The sequence below is a fragment of the Salinarimonas sp. NSM genome, assembly GCF_052380005.1.
Taxonomy (GTDB): Bacteria; Pseudomonadota; Alphaproteobacteria; order Rhizobiales; family Beijerinckiaceae; genus Salinarimonas.
Map to the genome: position 1 here is coordinate 20,329 of NZ_JBQTCJ010000008.1, position 16,408 is coordinate 36,736.

17 protein-coding genes are annotated in these 16,408 nt (G+C 72.0%); 15 read left to right on the forward strand and 2 right to left on the reverse strand.

What is annotated here, in order from left to right; genetic code table 11:
- Window positions 1–83: 83 nt before the first annotated feature.
- The 15 genes from ACTZWW_RS05180 to ACTZWW_RS05250 all read left to right on the forward strand — a co-directional run bounded on the left by ACTZWW_RS05180 (window position 84) and on the right by ACTZWW_RS05250 (window position 15,667).
- A complete protein-coding gene (locus tag ACTZWW_RS05180) occupies window positions 84–1,298 on the forward strand; it encodes a thiolase family protein (protein ID WP_444779873.1) in 1,215 nt (404 codons plus the stop codon).
- Window positions 1,295–2,815 carry an AMP-binding protein gene (locus ACTZWW_RS05185; RefSeq protein ID WP_444779874.1) on the forward strand — a complete coding sequence of 507 codons (1,521 nt, stop codon included), beginning with the start codon at window positions 1,295–1,297 and terminating at the stop codon, window positions 2,813–2,815. Before ACTZWW_RS05180 ends, ACTZWW_RS05185 begins: the two co-directional genes overlap by 4 nt.
- A 91-nt stretch (window positions 2,816–2,906) precedes the next feature.
- Window positions 2,907–3,872 carry a TRAP transporter substrate-binding protein DctP gene (dctP, locus tag ACTZWW_RS05190; RefSeq protein WP_444779875.1) on the forward strand — a complete coding sequence of 322 codons (966 nt, stop codon included), beginning with the start codon at window positions 2,907–2,909 and terminating at the stop codon, window positions 3,870–3,872.
- Window positions 3,873–3,912: 40 nt separating this feature from the next.
- Window positions 3,913–4,443, forward strand: a complete 531-nt coding sequence (locus ACTZWW_RS05195; RefSeq protein WP_444779876.1) for a TRAP transporter small permease — start codon at window positions 3,913–3,915, stop codon at window positions 4,441–4,443.
- Complete coding sequence (locus tag ACTZWW_RS05200) at window positions 4,440–5,762, forward strand: TRAP transporter large permease (RefSeq protein WP_444779877.1); 1,323 nt, start codon at window positions 4,440–4,442, stop codon at window positions 5,760–5,762. Before ACTZWW_RS05195 ends, ACTZWW_RS05200 begins: the two co-directional genes overlap by 4 nt.
- Window positions 5,763–6,159: 397 nt before the next feature.
- Entirely contained in the window at window positions 6,160–6,843 is a 684-nt protein-coding gene (locus tag ACTZWW_RS05205; protein ID WP_444779878.1) for a TetR/AcrR family transcriptional regulator, read from the forward strand.
- A gap of 253 nt (window positions 6,844–7,096) precedes the next feature.
- Window positions 7,097–7,606, forward strand: coding sequence for an OsmC family protein (locus ACTZWW_RS05210; protein WP_444779879.1), 510 nt, complete (start codon window positions 7,097–7,099; stop codon window positions 7,604–7,606).
- A 99-nt stretch (window positions 7,607–7,705) separates the two neighbouring features.
- Complete coding sequence (locus tag ACTZWW_RS05215) at window positions 7,706–8,362, forward strand: MBL fold metallo-hydrolase (protein ID WP_444779880.1); 657 nt, start codon at window positions 7,706–7,708, stop codon at window positions 8,360–8,362.
- Window positions 8,359–9,597 carry a threonine ammonia-lyase gene (locus ACTZWW_RS05220; RefSeq protein ID WP_444779881.1) on the forward strand — a complete coding sequence of 413 codons (1,239 nt, stop codon included), beginning with the start codon at window positions 8,359–8,361 and terminating at the stop codon, window positions 9,595–9,597. Before ACTZWW_RS05215 ends, ACTZWW_RS05220 begins: the two co-directional genes overlap by 4 nt.
- A 28-nt stretch (window positions 9,598–9,625) precedes the next feature.
- The gene (locus ACTZWW_RS05225; protein ID WP_444779882.1) at window positions 9,626–10,147 is read left to right on the forward strand and encodes an RDD family protein; all 522 of its coding nucleotides are present in this window, start codon (window positions 9,626–9,628) and stop codon (window positions 10,145–10,147) included.
- A gap of 128 nt (window positions 10,148–10,275) precedes the next feature.
- Window positions 10,276–11,025, forward strand: a complete 750-nt coding sequence (locus ACTZWW_RS05230) for an arginyltransferase (RefSeq protein ID WP_444779883.1) — start codon at window positions 10,276–10,278, stop codon at window positions 11,023–11,025.
- 34 nt (window positions 11,026–11,059) lie between these two features.
- Window positions 11,060–11,959 (forward strand): LysR substrate-binding domain-containing protein, encoded by a 900-nt coding sequence (locus tag ACTZWW_RS05235; RefSeq protein WP_444779884.1) that lies wholly within the window; start codon window positions 11,060–11,062, stop codon window positions 11,957–11,959.
- Window positions 11,960–12,065: 106 nt separating this feature from the next.
- Window positions 12,066–12,770 (forward strand): type 1 glutamine amidotransferase domain-containing protein, encoded by a 705-nt coding sequence (locus ACTZWW_RS05240; protein WP_444779885.1) that lies wholly within the window; start codon window positions 12,066–12,068, stop codon window positions 12,768–12,770.
- Window positions 12,771–12,941: 171 nt separating this feature from the next.
- The gene (gene flgK / locus ACTZWW_RS05245) at window positions 12,942–14,615 is read left to right on the forward strand and encodes a flagellar hook-associated protein FlgK (protein WP_444779886.1); all 1,674 of its coding nucleotides are present in this window, start codon (window positions 12,942–12,944) and stop codon (window positions 14,613–14,615) included.
- Window positions 14,616–14,629: 14 nt separating this feature from the next.
- On the forward strand, window positions 14,630–15,667 hold the full coding sequence (locus tag ACTZWW_RS05250) for a hypothetical protein (protein ID WP_444779887.1): 1,038 nt from the start codon (window positions 14,630–14,632) through the stop codon (window positions 15,665–15,667).
- Here ACTZWW_RS05250 and ACTZWW_RS05255 read toward each other — a convergent pair.
- Together ACTZWW_RS05255 and ACTZWW_RS05260 are read right to left on the reverse strand one after the other, a co-directional pair.
- Window positions 15,658–16,092: a type II toxin-antitoxin system VapC family toxin gene (locus ACTZWW_RS05255; RefSeq protein ID WP_444779888.1), complete on the reverse strand. Its 435-nt coding sequence runs from the start codon at window positions 16,090–16,092 to the stop codon at window positions 15,658–15,660. The two genes, ACTZWW_RS05250 and ACTZWW_RS05255, sit on opposite strands and share 10 nt — an antisense overlap.
- On the reverse strand, window positions 16,089–16,343 hold the full coding sequence (locus ACTZWW_RS05260) for a FitA-like ribbon-helix-helix domain-containing protein (protein WP_444779889.1): 255 nt from the start codon (window positions 16,341–16,343) through the stop codon (window positions 16,089–16,091). The genes ACTZWW_RS05255 and ACTZWW_RS05260 overlap by 4 nt, the downstream gene beginning before the upstream one ends.
- Between the last annotated feature and the right edge of the window lie 65 nt (window positions 16,344–16,408).

Sequence of the window (16,408 nt, forward strand, 5' to 3'; positions counted from 1 at the left end):
GCCGTTGACGCATGCGCAGCGCTGCGCGAATCTTCGACACAAATGTAAGTATCCCGGATCGAAGCCGGGAATGGAGGCGTCGCATGGCCGAACCCGTCGTGGCCATCCCCTACGGTGGCTACTGGTCCAGCCCCTTCGTGAAGTGGCAGGGCGCGCTCGCGGGGCACCACGCGCTCCGGCTCGCGGCCCGCACGGCGCGCGACGTGCTCGCGGCGCGCGGGATCCCGCTCGAGGCGATCGACCACGGCGTGCTGGGCACCACCGTGCCGCAGCGCGGCGCGTTCTACGGGCTTCCGTGGGTGATGGGGATGATCGGTGCCGAGCGCGTCGCCGGCCCCACGCTGGCGCAGGCCTGCGCCACGGGGGTGCGCATCCTCGCCTCGGCCTCCGACGAGATCGCGGCGGGTCGCGCGACCTGCGCGCTGGCGATCGCCGCGGACCGCGTCTCCAACGGGCCGCACCTGCTCTATCCCGACCCGCGAGCCCCCGGCGGCGCGGGCGCGCACGAGCACTGGGTGCTCGACAATTTCGAGCGCGACCCCTTCGCGGGCTGCGCCATGGTCGACACCGCCGAGAACGTGGCGCGGCGGCTCGGGGCGACGCGCGAGGAGCAGCACGAGGTCGTGCTCTTACGCGCCGAGCAGTATGCCCAGGCGCTCGCCGACGATCGCGCCTTCCAGCGCCGCTTCATGCCGCTGCCCTTCGCCGTGCCCGACCGCCGCTTCGAGGGTGTCGCCGAGACGCTCGACGGGGATTCGGGCATCTACCCGACGAGCGCGGAGAAGCTCGCGCGCCTCGCCCCGGTGCGCGAGGGCGGCACGGTGACGCTCGGCGCCCAGACGCATCCCGCCGACGGCAACGCCGGCATGATCGTCACGACGCCCGAGCGGGCGCGGGACCTCTCGCGTCGCCCGGAGATCGCCATCACCCCTCTCGCCTTCGGCCAGTCCCGCGAGGAGCGCGGCTTCATGCCGGCCGCCCCGATCGCCGCCGCGCGGCAGGCGCTGGAGCGGGCGGGGCTGCGGATCGAGCAGGTGGATGCGATCAAGTCTCACAACCCGTTCGCGATAAACGATCTCGCCTTCGCCCGCGCTTTCGGCATAGACTGGCGCCGCATGAACGCGTTCGGCTCCTCGCTGATCTACGGCCATCCCCAGGCGCCCACGGCGCTGCGGGGCGTGATCGAGCTGATCGAGGAGCTCGTCGAGCGGGGAGGGGGCATGGGCCTGTTCCAGGGATGTGCCGCGGGCGACAGCGCGATGGCGGTCGTCCTGCGCGTGGAGGACCGCCGGGCATGACGCTGCCGCGGATCCACCCGACCGTCGTGCACATGCTCGCCGACGCGGCGGCCGTGGCGCCCGGGCGCGAGGCGCTGGTCTGCGGCGACGAGCGGGTCTCCTACGCCGCCTATGCCGGCGCCGCCGAAGGCCTCGCGCGCGAGCTGCGGGACGCCGGCGCCGCCGGCGAGCGCGTCGCGATCCTCATGCCGAACAGCGTCGATTTCCCGGTCGCGCTGATGGCCGCCTTCGCCGCCGGCGCGCAGGCGACGCCGCTCAACCCCGCCTACACGGTCCACGAGCTGCGCCCGATCCTCGCCGACGCCGCGCCCCGCCTGATCCTCGCCGCGCCGGACGTCGCGGAGCGGATCGCACCTTCGTGCGCCGAGCTCGGCCTGCCGGAGCCGACACCCGTCGGGCCGGGCGCACGGCGGCTCCACGCCATCGCCGGCGACCCGGCGCGGCTGCCGCTGCCGGACCCGGACACGCTCGGCCTGCTGCAATACACCGGCGGCACGACGGGCGTCCCGAAGGGCGTCGACCTCGTTCACCGCGCTCTCGCGATCAACGTCTCCCAGCGCGAGGCGATCGTGCCCACGACGCCGGACGCCGAGCGGGCGCTCGTGATCACGCCGCTCTATCACGCCTACGCCATGGCGATGGGGCTGATGCTCGCGCTCTGGGCCCGGGGCACGATGGTCCTCCTGACGCGCTACTCGCCCGAGGCGACGCTTTCGCTCATCGAGGCGGAGCGCATCACCTTCCTCGCCGGCAGCCCGACGATCTACCACGGTCTCCTCGCCGCGCCGCGGGCGGCGCACACGGACTTCTCGACGCTGTCGCTGTGCTTCTCGGGAGCCTCCGCCCTGCCGGAGGCGACGCTGACGCGCTGGATGGCGCTCACCGGCGCCTCGCTGTGCGAGGGCTACGGGCAGACGGAGGGCGGCCCCGTCCTCGCGGCGAACCCGAGGGCGGGTCCGCACGTGACCGGATCGGTCGGCGTGCCGCTCCCCGAGACCGAGATCGAGATCGTCGATCCGGCGACGGGGGAGGGGCCGCTCGCGCCCGGCGAGCCGGGCGAGATCCGCGCGCGCGGGCCGCAGATCATGCGCGGCTACCGCAATCGCCCCGAGGAGACCGCCGAGGCGCTGCGCGACGGCTGGCTGCACACCGGCGACATCGGCGTGCTGCGGCCCGACGGCATCCTCGAGATCCGCGACCGCAAGAAGGACATGGCGATCGTCTCGGGCTTCAACGTCTACCCGCGAGAGATCGAGGAGGCGCTCCTCGCCCATCCCGCGGTGGCGGAGGCCGCCGCCTTCGCCGTGCCGGACGCGCGCAAGGGGGAGGTCATCCACGCCCGCGTCGTGGCGTCGGGCACGGACGTCGCCGCGCTGGAGGCGCATCTCGCGGAGCGCCTCGCCCGCTACAAACTGCCGGCCGTGCTCGCGCTCGTGCCGGCGATCCCCAAGACCGCGATCGGCAAGATCGACAAGGCCATGCTGAAGGCCGACGTCGCGGCCCGGCGCGCCTCGTGACCTCCGTCGAGGCCCAACGGCTCGAACCTGGGGCCGGCACCTCGAGAAGAGCTCTTCGATACCAGTCGAGAAAATGGAAAGGGACAAGGGAATGCACCGTCGCTCGCTCCTCCTCGCGGCCGCGCTCGCCGCCCTCGCCGCCGCCGCGCCCGCAGCGGCCCAGGACAAGACCCTGCGGGTCGGGACCTTCCTCGCGCCGCAGGGCGTGTGGCACGGCCCGATCGCGCACCTGATCGAGACGGTCAACGCCAAGGACGTGGGCCTCACCCTCGAGCTCGTGGCCGATCCGTCCTCGGTGAGCCCCTTCCAGCTCGGCAACGCGGTGCAGAGCGGCGTGGTCGACATGGCCTACATCTCGGGCTCGTTCTACACGACGCTCGTCCCCGAGGCGGACGCCAACAAGCTGTTCAACATCCCGGTCCAGGAGCTGCGCGAGAACGGCGCCATGGAGCTGATGGACGAGATCCACCGCGAGCGGATGGGCGCGGTGTTCCTCGGCAAGCTCGGCGACGGCATCCAGTATCACCTCTACACGGCCAAGCCCCTCGAGGCGCCGGACATGGCCGGCTGGAACATGCGCGGCACCCCGCTCTACCGCCCCTTCCTCACCGCGCTCGGCGCGAACGTCGTGCAGATGCAGGGCTCCGAGGTGTACGCGGCGATGGAGGGCGGCGTCATCGACGGCTATCCCTGGCCGCTGTGGGGCATCGGCGACATCGGCCTGCTGGAGGTGACGAAGTACCGGGTGGAGCCGGGCTTCTACAACGCCGAGATCAGCGTGCTGATGAACGAGAATTCCTGGAACGGCCTCACCGACGAGCAGCGGGCGGCGCTCACCGAGGCGATGATCGAGACCGAGGAGTGGTTCATCGACTACCGCAACGAGGTGGACGCGGCGCAGCGCGCCCTCCAGGACGAGGCCGGAATCGAGGCGATCACCTTCTCCGAGGAGGAGAACGCCCGCATGATCCAGACGGCCGACGACGCCGCCTGGGCCGTCGTCATGCAGAACTCGCCGCAATACGGCGAGCGGATCAAGGAACTGACCTACCGCTGACGCTGACGCTGACGCTGACGCTGACGAAGGGGCGAAGGGGATGACGGCGCTCAGGCTGCTCGATCGCGGGGTTGGGCTCGTGATCGAGGCGTTCGGCCTCGTCGCGGGTGCCGTCATCGCCTTCATGGCTCTCGCGATCAGCGCCGAGGTCCTGGTGCGGGCGCTCGGGCTGCCGGCCTTCGGCTGGACGCTCGAGCTCTCCGAGTACGGGCTCCTCGTCGTCGGCTTCCTCGGCGCGCCGTGGGTGCTGCGCCATTCCGACCACATCCGCGTCGACGTGGTGCTGCGCTCCGCCTCGCCGCGCGGGCGCCACTGGATGCTGCTTCTCGCGAACGGGATCTCGGCGCTCGCGTGCTTCGTGCTCGCCTGGTACGCGACGGTCGCGGCGGCGGAGGCCCAGGCGCGCGGCGCGCTGCTGTTCAAGCACCTCGTCATCCCGCAATGGTGGATCCTCGCGATCCTGCCGGTCGGCGTCGCGCTGCTCGGCTTCGAGTTCGTGGCGCGCATCGCCCGGCGCCTCGCCGGGCGCCCGCCGCCGCAGGAGGACGAGCTGGGGGAGGCGGTGCTGTGAGCGGGCTCTCCTGGGAGGTCGTGCTCGGGCTGATGGGAGGCGGGCTCGTCGCGCTGATGGGGCTCGGCGTCCCCGTCGCCTTCGCCTTCCTCGCCGTCAACCTCGTCGGTGCCTGGTTCATCCTCGGCGGCGAGGCGGGGCTGAAGCTGCTCGCCATGAACGCGACGGAGGCGGTGGGCTCCTTCGCGCTCGTGCCGATCCCGCTCTTCATCCTGATGGGCGAGCTCCTGCTCCATACCGGGCTCGCCACCCGCGCGATCGCCGCGATCGAGAAGCTGATCGCGGGCGTGCCGGGGCGGCTCTCCCTCGTCGCCGTGACGAGCGGCGCGGTGTTCGCCTCGCTGTCGGGCTCGACCATCGCCAACACGGCGGTGCTCGGTCGCGTGCTGCTGCCGGACATGCACCGCATGGGCTATCACCCCGTGCTCTCGCTCGGGCCGATCCTCGCGGTGGGCGGCATCGCCATGCTGATCCCGCCGTCCGCGCTCGCCGTCCTGTTCGGCTCGCTCGCGGGGATCTCGATCTCGGGGCTGCTGCTGGCGGGCATCGTGCCCGGGCTGATGCTGGCGGCGCTCTACTTCCTCTTCATCGTCGCCGCCGTGCGCGTCTCGCCCGGCCTCGCGCCGCCGGACCCGGTGGAGCGGCTGCCGCTGCGCGCCCGGGCCAAGCCTTTCCTCGTGTACGTCGTGCCGTTGATGGGGATCGTCGTCGTCGTCGTCGGGTCGATCCTGGCGGGCGTGGCGACACCGACCGAATCGGCGGCGCTCGGCTCGATCGCGACCCTCGTCGCCGCGGCCGCCTACCGCGCGCTCGACTGGAACGCCCTGCGCGCGGCCCTGCTCGGGACCGCGCGGACCTCGGCGCTGATCCTCATCATCATCTCGGGCTCGATCACCTTCTCGCAGATCCTGTCGTTCTCCGGGGCGAGCCGGCAGCTCATCGGGATCGTCACGGACATGGGGCTCGAGCCCCTCGTGCTCGTCGCCGCGATGCTCGTGCTCGCGCTGCTGCTCGGCATGCTGATGGACCAGGTCAGCATCATGCTGATCACGCTGCCGTTCTTCATGCCGCTCGTGAACCAGGCCGGCGTCGACCCGATCTGGTTCGGCGTGATGATGCTCGTCGCTCTCGAGATCGGCCTGATCACGCCGCCCTTCGGGCTCCTCCTCTACATCATGCAGTCGGTGGCGCCCAAGGGCGTCGGCATGCGCGCGATCCTGGGGGGAATCATGCCGTATCTCGGGCTCGAGCTCGTGGGGCTCGCGCTGCTCTTCGCCTTTCCCGCGATCGCCCTCTGGCTGCCGGGCCTGCTGCGATGAGGCGGACGGCCGCCTCCGCGGTGCGACGGCACGCAGGCGCTACCGAGCCGCGCGGCGCCGCCCGCGGCTTCGCGCCTAGCGGGTGGGCGCGTCACGTCACCTCCGCCTTGTCGGCTGCGCCTCGGAGGCACCGGTTGCGATCGCTGCGGCCGCGCTCTACAAATCCAGGGCCTACACGGACGAATGCGACGCCGCGGGTCCACGGTCTCGAGCCCGCCGTCGCAGGACCGATCACGGAGGAATTCGACGGCGTGACGCGGATCGTGCATCATCTCGGCCGGACGTCGGCGGCTGGGCAGGACCCGGTGGCGGGCGTGCCCGCGGGTCGGGCCGGCGGTCTCGCGGTTGGGACGGCATCGGCGCGCGTGGCGGCGCGTCGCCCGACGGAGCCCGCTCGATGAGCCCTGCGAAACCCCGCGCGACCCGCACGCGCCTCAAGCCGCCGCGGCGCGACGGCGAGCGCCGCACAGCGATCGTGCGTCGCGCGACCGAGATCTTCAAGGCCAAGGGCTTCGCCCACACGACGATCGAGGACATCGCCGAGGCGGTGGGCGTCACCCGCGAGGCGATCTACTACTACTTCCGCGACAAGGCGGAGATCCTCATCGAGATCATCAAGCCCGAGAGCGACTACCTCGTCTGGGGCCTGGAGCGCATCCTCGCGCACGACGTCTGCTCGCGCGAGAAGCTCGTCATGGCGGTGGAGAGCCACATGATGCGCTTCAACCCGAACTACCTCGAGATGGCCATCGCCGTGCGCGAGCTCAACGGCACGACGCGCGACCCCCGGATCTCCGCCCTGCGCCAGACCTGGCGCCGCTACACGGCGCTGTGGGTGTCGCTGATCGAGGAGGGGCAACGCACGGGGACCCTGGAGCGCGACCTCGACCCCAAGCTCGTCGCCTTCGCCGTTCTCGGCATGCTGAACTCGGCCTCGAGCTGGTTCGACCCGTCGCGCGGCTCGAGCGCCGAGCTGACCCGCACCTTCGTGCGGATCGCCGCGACCGGCGTGCTCTCGGACCCCAACCGCGCGCGGCGCGACATGGACGAGGCGCTGGCGCGCGCCGAGGCCGACGCCTGAAGCGGCGCGCCCGCCCGTGCGCGGGTGCGCGACCCGGGCGTGCGCATCCGCCCGCCGGCGGTCGTCTGCAAGCAAGACCCGCGCCGGACGTCGCCCGATCCGCGCACGCTCTGGAGCCCAAGCGCGGCGATGGTCGCGGCCCGGGCGGCGACCTATCCTGATGATGCGACACGCTGCTCGATGCACAGCCGGGGATGGCGCGTGCGTCGTGCGGATGGCCGGACGAACTGCAGACGAACCTTCGGAGACGACCATGGACGCTGCCGCACTGCGCGCCCTCCAAGCCCCGATCAAGCAGAAGTACCGTGAGGCGCCGCAATCATCGATCGTTACGATGAAGGCGCAGGGAACGCTCGATTCGGAAGCCGTCGCCTGCAAGGTCGAGACGGCCCGCGCCGTCGCCGTCGCCGGCCTGCACAAGGCCGCCGGCGGCACGGGGGCGGACCTGTGCTCCGGCGACATGCTGCTCGAGGCGCTCGTCGCCTGTGCCGGCGTCACGCTCAAGGCGGTGGCGACCGCCCTCGAGATCCCGGTGCGTTCCGGCGTCGTGCACGCCGAGGGCGATCTCGACTTCCGCGGCACGCTCGGCGTCGACCGGGAGGCGCCGGTGGGCTTCAAGGCGATCCGCCTGTCCTTCGAGATCGACGCGGATGCGAGCGAGGAGCAGCTCGCGCGCCTGCTCTCCCTGACGGAGCGCTACTGCGTGGTCTTCCAGACCCTCAACGCCAAGCCGGACCTCTCGGCGACCCTCGCGCGCGCCTGATCGCGCGCCGCCGCGTGCGCCGCGCATCGGGGCCGGGGGTGGAAACGCCCGGCCCGTCGTGCGAGAAAGCGGCATCGCGGGGGCGAGCGGGGGAGACCCATGGCCGAACAGGAACCGAGGCTCGGCGCGGCGATCGTGCCGGTGACGCCGTTCCAGCAGAACTGCTCCGTGCTCTTCGCCCGCGACACGATGCGCGGCGTGGTCGTCGACCCTGGCGGGGACGTGCCGCGCATCCTCGAGGCGATCCGCCAGACGGGCGTGACGATCGAGGCGATCCTGATCACCCACGGCCACGTCGACCACGTCAGCGGCGTCGAGGAGCTGCGCGACGCGCTGAAGGTGCCGGTGATCGGCCCGCATCCGGCGGACGCCATGTTCATGGACGAATCCCTCACGGCGACGTCCCAGGCCTACGGCCTGCCGCCGGCGCGGCCGGTGCGCGTCGACCGCTGGCTCGACGAGGGCGACACGGTGGACGTCGGCGGCATCGTCTTCGACGTGCTGCACACGCCCGGGCATTCGCCCGGCAGCATCACCTACGTCTCGAAGGCCGACCGCTTCGCGCTCGTGGGCGACGTCGTCTTCGCCGGCTCGATCGGCCGTACCGACCTGCCCGGCGGCGACCACGAGCAGCTGATCGAGACGATCCGCACGAAGCTCCTGCCGCTGGGCGACGACGTCGCCTTCCTGTGCGGCCACGGCCCGATGTCCACGCTCGGCCAGGAGCGGCAGACGAACCCGTTCCTCGTCGGATGAGCTACGCGGTCACCCTCGCGGACATCCGCGCGGCCGCGGAGACGATCGCGCCGCACGTGGTGCGCACGCCGCTGGTCGCCGCGCCACGGCTCTCCGAGCGGCTCGGCGCGCGGCTTTGGCTCAAGCTCGAGACGATGCAGCCCACCGGCGCCTTCAAGGAGCGTGGGGCGGCGAACCGTCTCGCGGCGCTCGACGCCGACGAGCGGGCGCGCGGCGTCGTCGCGATGTCGGCGGGCAACCACGCGCAGGCGGTGGCCTATCACGCGGCTCGGCTCGGCGTGCCCGCGACCATCGTCATGCCCGAGGGCACGCCGCTCGTGAAGGTCGAGAACACCCGCTCGCACGGCGCGCGGGTGATTCTCTCCGGCGAGACCGTCGCGGAGGCCGAGACCGAGGCGCGCCGGCTGGCCGACGAGGAGAGCCTCGTCTTCGTCCACCCCTACGACGACGCCCGCGTCATCGCCGGCCAGGGCACGATCGCCCTCGAGATGCTCGCGGACGCGCCCGGCCTCGAGATGCTCGTCGTGCCGATCGGCGGCGGCGGGCTCGCCGCGGGCATGGCGATCGCGGCGAAGGCGCTTTCGCCGTCGATCCGCATCGTCGGCGTGGAGACGCGGCTCTACCCGTCCTTCCGCAACGCCATTCACGGCGAGACGCTGCCGGTGGGCGGCGCGACGCTCGCCGAGGGCATCGCCGTCAAGAGGCCGGGTGGGCTGACGCTGCCCATCGTGCGCGACCTCGTCGACGAGATCGTGCTCGTCGACGAGCCCGAGATCGAGCGCGCGGTGAACCTGTGCGCCACGAGCCAGCGGATCATGGCGGAAGGGGCGGGGGCGGCGGGCATAGCCGCCATGCTCGCGCGCCCCGAGCTGTTCCACGGGCGCGCGGCTGGCGTCGTCATATGCGGCGGCAACATCGACCCGCGCATCCTCGCCTCCGTGATGGTGCGCGAGCTCGAGCGCGACGAGCGCATCGTCTCCTTCCGGATCTGGTCGAACGACCACCCGGGGCTTCTCGGGCGCATCGCCAGCCGATTGGGGGCGCTCGGCGCCAACATCCTGGAAGTTTCGCACGGTCGTCTCTATCTCGATGTTCCCGCCAAGGGCGTGACGGTCGACGTCACGATCGAGACGCGGGGCGCGGCGCACACCTCCGAGGTGCTGGCCACGCTGGCGCGGGAGGGCTTCGCCCCCACCCGCATCGACCCCCGGGGGCTCTCGCACCTCGGGTCCTGAGGACCGAGCGCGCAGAGAACGGAGCGACATGAGCACGAGCGACCATTCACCCGACCTCCCGCGTCCCGGTGCGGGCGGCCCGGACGTGCCGGCGCCGCGGCCGAGCTACGAGATCCGCATCGCGACGGACGGCGTGCTCGCCCGGCGGCTGTTCGCCTTCTGCCTCGACATGCTGGTGATCGGGGCGCTCGTGATCCTGTTCTCGCTGGCGATCCTCGTGCTCGGCGTGCTGACGCTCGGCCTCGCCTGGCTGCTCTTCGCCATCCTCGTCCCCGCGGTCGGCCTGCTCTACAGCGCCATGACGGTCGGCGGGCCGAACCAGGCGACGATCGGCATGCGGATGATGGGCTTGCGCGTCTCGCGGGTGCAGTCGACGGGGCGCGTCGACGCCATCACGGCGGCGGTGCATGCGCTGCTGTTCTGGCTCGCGACCTCGACCTTCTTCCTCTGGCTGCTCGACGTCGTCGTCGGCGTCGCGCGCGACGACCGCCGGATGGGGCACGATCTCCTCGTCGACGTGATGGTCACGCGCACGGACGCGACGCCCTGAAGCGCCGATATCGTGTTCCAATTGCGTGAGCACCGGCGCGTGCGGCGTCGAAACCCCTTGTTGGCGCGTGCGGGAATGGTATCGTCGACCAAAGCCGTTCGGGCGCGCTTCGCCGAGGTCAGACCCGCGTGACGAGCCATTCCCGCGAGACGCCGCAGTTCTTCCTGACGGCACCCTCCGCCTGCCCCTACCTTCCGGGGCAGGAGGAGCGCAAGGTCTTCACCCACCTCGTCGGGCGCCGCGCGGGCGAGCTCAACGACATCCTCACCCACGGCGGCTTCCGGCGCTCGCAGACGATCGCCTACCGGCCCGCCTGCGAGACCTGCCGCGCCTGCATCTCCGTGCGCGTGCCGGTGGACGCCTTCGAGCCCTCGCGCAACCTGCGCCGGATCGCCCGCTCGAACCGCGACCTCGTCGGCACCAGCGTTCCGAACCAGGCGACGAGCGAGCAGTACTCCCTCTTCCGCCGCTATCTCGACAGCCGCCACGCCGACGGCGGGATGATCGACATGACGGTGCTCGACTACGCCATGATGGTCGAGGACAGCCACATCGAGACGAAGCTCGTTGAGTACCGCCGGCGTGGTCCCGACACGGCGATCAACGGGCGCGGGGAGGGGCCGCTCGTGGCCATGTGCCTCACCGACGTCCTCGCCGACGGTCTCTCGATGGTCTACTCGTTCTACGATCCGGAGATGAGCGCCCGCTCGCTCGGCACCTGGGTGATCCTCGATCACATCGGCCGCGCCAGGGCCATGGGCCTCCCTTACGTCTATCTCGGCTACTGGGTCGAGGGCTCGCGCAAGATGGCCTACAAGGCCCGCTTCATGCCCCAGGAGCGGCTGCTCTCGCAGGGCTGGACGCGGGTGGAGGAGTAGGCGTGCGCCCGGGCGCCGCCGTGGCCGCCGCGCGATGAGCCTCGACCACGGCCTCCTGCGCACGCTCGTCGCGCTCGTCGAGGAGCGAAACGTCACCCGTGCGGCACGGCGGCTGGGGCTCGCCCAACCCACCGTGTCCGGGGCGCTGGCGCGGCTGCGGGACGCACTGGGCGACCCACTTCTCGTCCGCGACGGGCGCCGTCTCGCGCCGACGGCGCGGGCCCTCGCCCTGGTGGCGGAGGTGACGCCGCATCTCGACGCGATCGACGCCGCCGTCGCTGGCACGACGTCCTTCGAGCCGGGGCAGGCGCGGCGCGTGTTCCGCCTCGGCTGTACCGACGCCGTCGCCTTCGCGCTCCTGCCGGCGCTGTCGGCGCGGCTGCGGCAGGCGGCGCCGGGCTGCGATCTGCTGCTGCGTACGGGCGACTTCCGCACGCTCCCGGACCTGATCGCCACCGGCGCGGTCTCCACCGCGCTCGCGTATCTGCGCGACGACCCGTCCGCCACGGCCCGCATCCGCGCTGTGCGTCGCTCGCCCTGGGTCGTCCTGCGCGACGCCGCCTCCCGTCCGATCACCGACCTCGACGGCTTCTGCGAGCGGCCGCACGCCCTCGTCACGCCCTCGGGCGATCTGGGCGGCGTCGTGGACGATGCGCTGGCTTCCGAGGGCCGCACCCGGCGCGTGGCGCTCGGGCTGACGAGCTTCGCGCTGCTGCTCGCCGCGCTGCCCGGCGGTGACCTGGTCGCCACCGTGCCCGACTTCGTGGCCGCGCGCCTCGCCGCGCTCGCGCCGCTGGCCGTCGATCCCTGCCCCGTCGCCGTCGCGCCGGTGGTCAACAGCCTCGCCTGGAGCGCGGTGGCCGACCGGGACCCGGGCGAGCGCTGGTTTCGCGCGCTCGTGCGCGAGACCTTCGCGGCCGCCGAGCCGCGCTGATCGCGCGGTGCCGATAGCTCCTATCGGTATCCGTGATTTCCCGCCCGGGGCCGCGCACCCCATCTACCGGCCACACGCTCATCCCCCGACACGAGAGGCAAGCCGCATGGCCCGCATCCTGATCGTCCTCACCTCCCACGCCACCCTCGGCACGACCGGCAAGCCGACGGGCTTCTTCTACGAGGAGCTCGCCGCGCCCTACTACGCCTTCGTCGACGCCGGCCACGCGGTCGAGATCGCCTCGATCGCCGGCGGCGCGCCCCCGGCCGATCCGTCGAGCCTCGACGCCGACGAGTCGAAGCGTCCCGCAGCGGTGCGCCGCCTCCTCGCCGACGCGGCCGCGATGGAGGCGCTCGCCGGCACGCCGGCCATCGACGCGATCGACCCCTCCGGCTACGACGCGGTGTTCCTCCCCGGCGGTCACGGAACGATGTGGGATTTCCCGCAGAGCGTCGCGCTCGCCCGTGCGGTCTCCGCGATCCACGCGCGCGGCGGCGTCGTCGGTGCCGTCTGCCACGGCCCGGCCGGCCTCGTCGGCGCGACCCGCACCGACGGGCGCCCCCTCGTCGAGGGGCTGCGCGTCAACGGCTTCACCGATGCGGAGGAGGCCGCGGTGGGGCTCACCGACGTGGTGCCCTTCCTGCTCGAGAGCCGGCTCGTCGCGCAGGGCGCTCGCTTCGAGAAGGGCGGTACGTTCGAGCCCTTCGCCGTGCGCGACGGCCGGCTCGTGACCGGCCAGAACCCGATGTCGAGCGAGCGCGCCGCCGCCCTGATGCTCGAGGCGCTCGCCGAGGCCCGCGCGGCGGCCTGATGCCCCAGTCCGGCAGTTTCTTCCGGCCGACCGGGCAGAAACTGCCGGATACCCCCGCTTCTCGACGATCCGATCAAGGCGAACGCAAGACTTCTGCGTTGGCATCGCCCTTGCTGGCAGAATGCCGCCCGGGGTCTCGCCTCTCGGGCATCGAGCGAGCGAGGTCGCGCCATGACGCTGATGTCCGCGTTGAGCACTGCCGTGTCGGGCCTGCGCACCACGCAGGCCGGCATCTCGCTCGTGTCGCAGAACGTGGCGAACGCCGACTCCGCCGGCTACACCAAGCGTCGCCTCCAGCCCGTGGAGGCCGTTGCGGGGGATCGCTCGGCCGGCGTGCGCACCGGCGAGATCCAGCGCGTGCTCGACCGCGTCGTGCAGCGCACGCTCTGGCAGGAGACGTCGGGCGCCGGCTACACGGGCCAGCGCGCCATGCTGGCGGGCGCGCTCGAGCGGCTCTATGGGCCGCCGGCTTCCGCCAGCGCGCTCGACACGCTCATGAACAAGTTCTCCACCGCCGTGGAGCAGCTCGCCGACGATCCCGCCAACGCCACCACGCGCTCGGGCGTGATCGAGGCGGGGCAGGCGCTCGCCGGGCGGATCGGCACGATCGCTCAGGGCGTCCAGGCGCTGCGCACCGAGTCGGAGGGGCGCATCGCGTCCATGGTCGACGAGGCGAACGGTCTCCTCGCCGGCATCGAGCGCGTCAACCGCACCATCGTGCAGAGCGGCTTCACCGCCCCCCTGGCAGACGAGCGCGACCGGCTGATCGGCGCGCTCGCGGGGATCATGGACCTGCGCGTCCAGCCCTCCGAGAACGGCAGCGTCACCCTCACGACCGGCGCGGGCCAGACGCTGTTCGACGGCGTGCGGGCGCTCGAGCTGCGCTTCGACGCCCGCGCGACGCTGACCCCGAACATGCGGGTGGACACCACGCCGCCCTCGGTCGGCGTCGTCACGGTCGTCTCGGGCAGCGGCATGCAGACGAACCTGCTGGCGGCGGGCGGCATCAGCTCCGGTTCGCTCGCGGCGGCGCTGGAGATGCGCGACGAGACGCTCGTCCAGGCCCAGCGCCAGCTCGATGAGCTCGCGGCGGGCCTCGCGCGCTCCGTCTCCGACACGCCGCTGACGGTGACCCAGACCGGCGCGACCACGTTCGACCTCTCCGCCTTCACCGGGCCACGGACGGTCGATCTCGTGGTGAACGGGCGCTTCGAGCGGGTCAGCGGCACGCAAGCCGAGATCGACACCGCGCTCGGTGCCTTCGGCGGCGGCTTCGACGGCACGACGGTCACGATCCCCGGCGGCAGCGTGATCTCCGCGTCGGGCACCGCGACGGACCCGACGACCGGCACCGGACCCTTCCCGTTCTTCGCGGATTCGCCCGGCAACACGCCCTTCACCGGCGCGGGCGCCACCGATCCGCTGACGGGCTTCGCCCAGCGCATCCGCGTCAACTCGGATGTCGCGGGCAACCCCGCGCTCCTCGTCAACTCGACCTTCCAGGGTGACGCGGCGCGCCCGAGCGCGATGCGCGACGGGCTCGCGCGCGTGCAGACGATCGCCTCGCAGGCGGGGCTCTCGGGCGCAGCGCCCTTCCGCGCCGACATATCGGCCGCGGTGCGGCGCACGATCGAGGTGCAAGGCGCGGCCTCCGCGACGGCCGCGCGGCTCGACGAGGGCCAGCGCGTCGCGCTCGCCGCCGTAGAGGGGCGCTTCGCCGAGGTCGCGGGCGTGAACATCGACGAGGAGATGGCGCAGCTCGTCCAGCTCCAGACCGCCTACGGCGCCAATGCGCGCGTCCTCTCGGCGGTGCGGGAGATGATGGACGTGCTGATGCGGATCTGAGGGGACGACGAGACATGACGAGCATCACCCCGTTCGCCGCCGGCTCCTTCGACACGCGCGAGACCTCGCGCATGTTCGTGGAGATGCGCAAGGAATCGCAGCGGCTCGAGCGCCAGATGGCCACGGGCCGCAAGGCGGACACCTATTCCGGCTTCGGCTTCGAGCGGCGCACCGCGCTCGACCTGCGCGCCAGGCTCGGCGCCTTCGAGGGCTACGGCGAGACGATCACCAGCGCGAACCTGCGCCTGAAGGTCATGACGGGCGCCGTGCAGAGCCTGGAGAAGATCGCCTCCGACACCCGCTCGGCGGCGGCGGAGCCCCTGTCGGGCATCGTCGACGGCACCGGCGTGCCGCAGGAGCAGGCGCTTGCGCGCAACAACCTCGCCTTCGCCGTCGAGATCCTCAACACGGACGTGAACGGCCGCCACGTCTTCGCCGGCCGCGCCAGCGACACGCGGCCCGTCGCGTCATACCAGCAGATCTTCACCGACCTGCGCGCGGCGGTCGCAGGGATCGCCGACCCGACGGACCCGAACCAGATCGTCCAGGCGGTGTCGGACTATTTCGACACGACGGCCTGGCGCACCCCGGGATCCGAGACGACGACGCCGATGCCCACCACCCCGGACGCGCGCGCGAGCGTGCTCGCGCGCATCGACGAGGAGCAGAGCGTCGCCATCGGCGCGCGGGCGGACGAGCCGGGCTTCCGCAATCTCCTTGTCGCGCTCGGATCGCTCGCGGCGGCGGACGAGACGCAGCTCTCGCAGGAGGACTTCGCCGCCCTCTCGAGCCGCGTCTCCGACCTGCTCTCGCCCTCGCGGCCCCAGCCGCGCGACATCGCCATGGACCTCGGCCGCGCCCAGGCGACGATCAACGCCACCAAGGAGCGCCAGGACGCCAGCGCCTCGCTGCTGCGCGAGGCGCTCGACGACGTCGAGCTCGTCTCCACAGAGGAGGCCGCGGTCTCGCTCCTCAACCTGCAGACCCGCCTGCAGGCGAGCTTCCAGACGACCGCGATGCTCTCGCGGCTGTCGCTGGTGAACTACCTGTGAGGTAGGAGCGGGTCCACCCAAGGGTCCACGACGCCGACGCCTGCCGCCGTGAAGGGGCCGGTGTCGCGGGTCGCGACCGGCAGGCCGTGCGCCGCAGCGATCGCGGCGATGTAGCCCTCGGGTATCGGAAAGCCCTTCCCGGCAGCACGGGCTTTCGCGGCGAGGCTGCCGTAGCAATCAGCGGCGTCAGTATCGAAGGGAAGAATGCGTGGGCCGAAGGAGTCGATGATCGTCTGGAGTATCCTGGCGAGACCCTCCTTGCGCCTGCCCGTCGGGAGCAAGGCGACCCCGAGGCGCAGCTCGGCGACCGAAATGCTGGACAGATGCAGAGTCTCGACGGCTTGGGCATCCAGCCAACCCCGCACCGTCGGGTTCGGCGCCAACCTCATCGTCTCGGAGACGACGTTCGTGTCGAGCAGGATCATTCGAAGCTGACCGGTTCGGGGGGGCGCCGGTCGCGCAGGCTCTCGATCATCTCGACATCGTCGTCCGTAAGTCCAGCTTCCCGGCTCATGGTCCACAGCGTCGTCCCGAGCCGCAGCCGTCCCTCCGGAAGCGCCGCTTCCTCCAATATGGCGCGCATTTCGGCTTCCGTGCTGCGATTGTGGCTCGCCGCGCGGACCTTCAGGGCACGATGTGCTTCGTCGCTCAAGTTGCGGATGGTGACGGCTGCCACAGGACGACTCCCGGCGACGTGTTCTAATGATATCATCGTAGGCCATCTGATGGCATGCAACACGG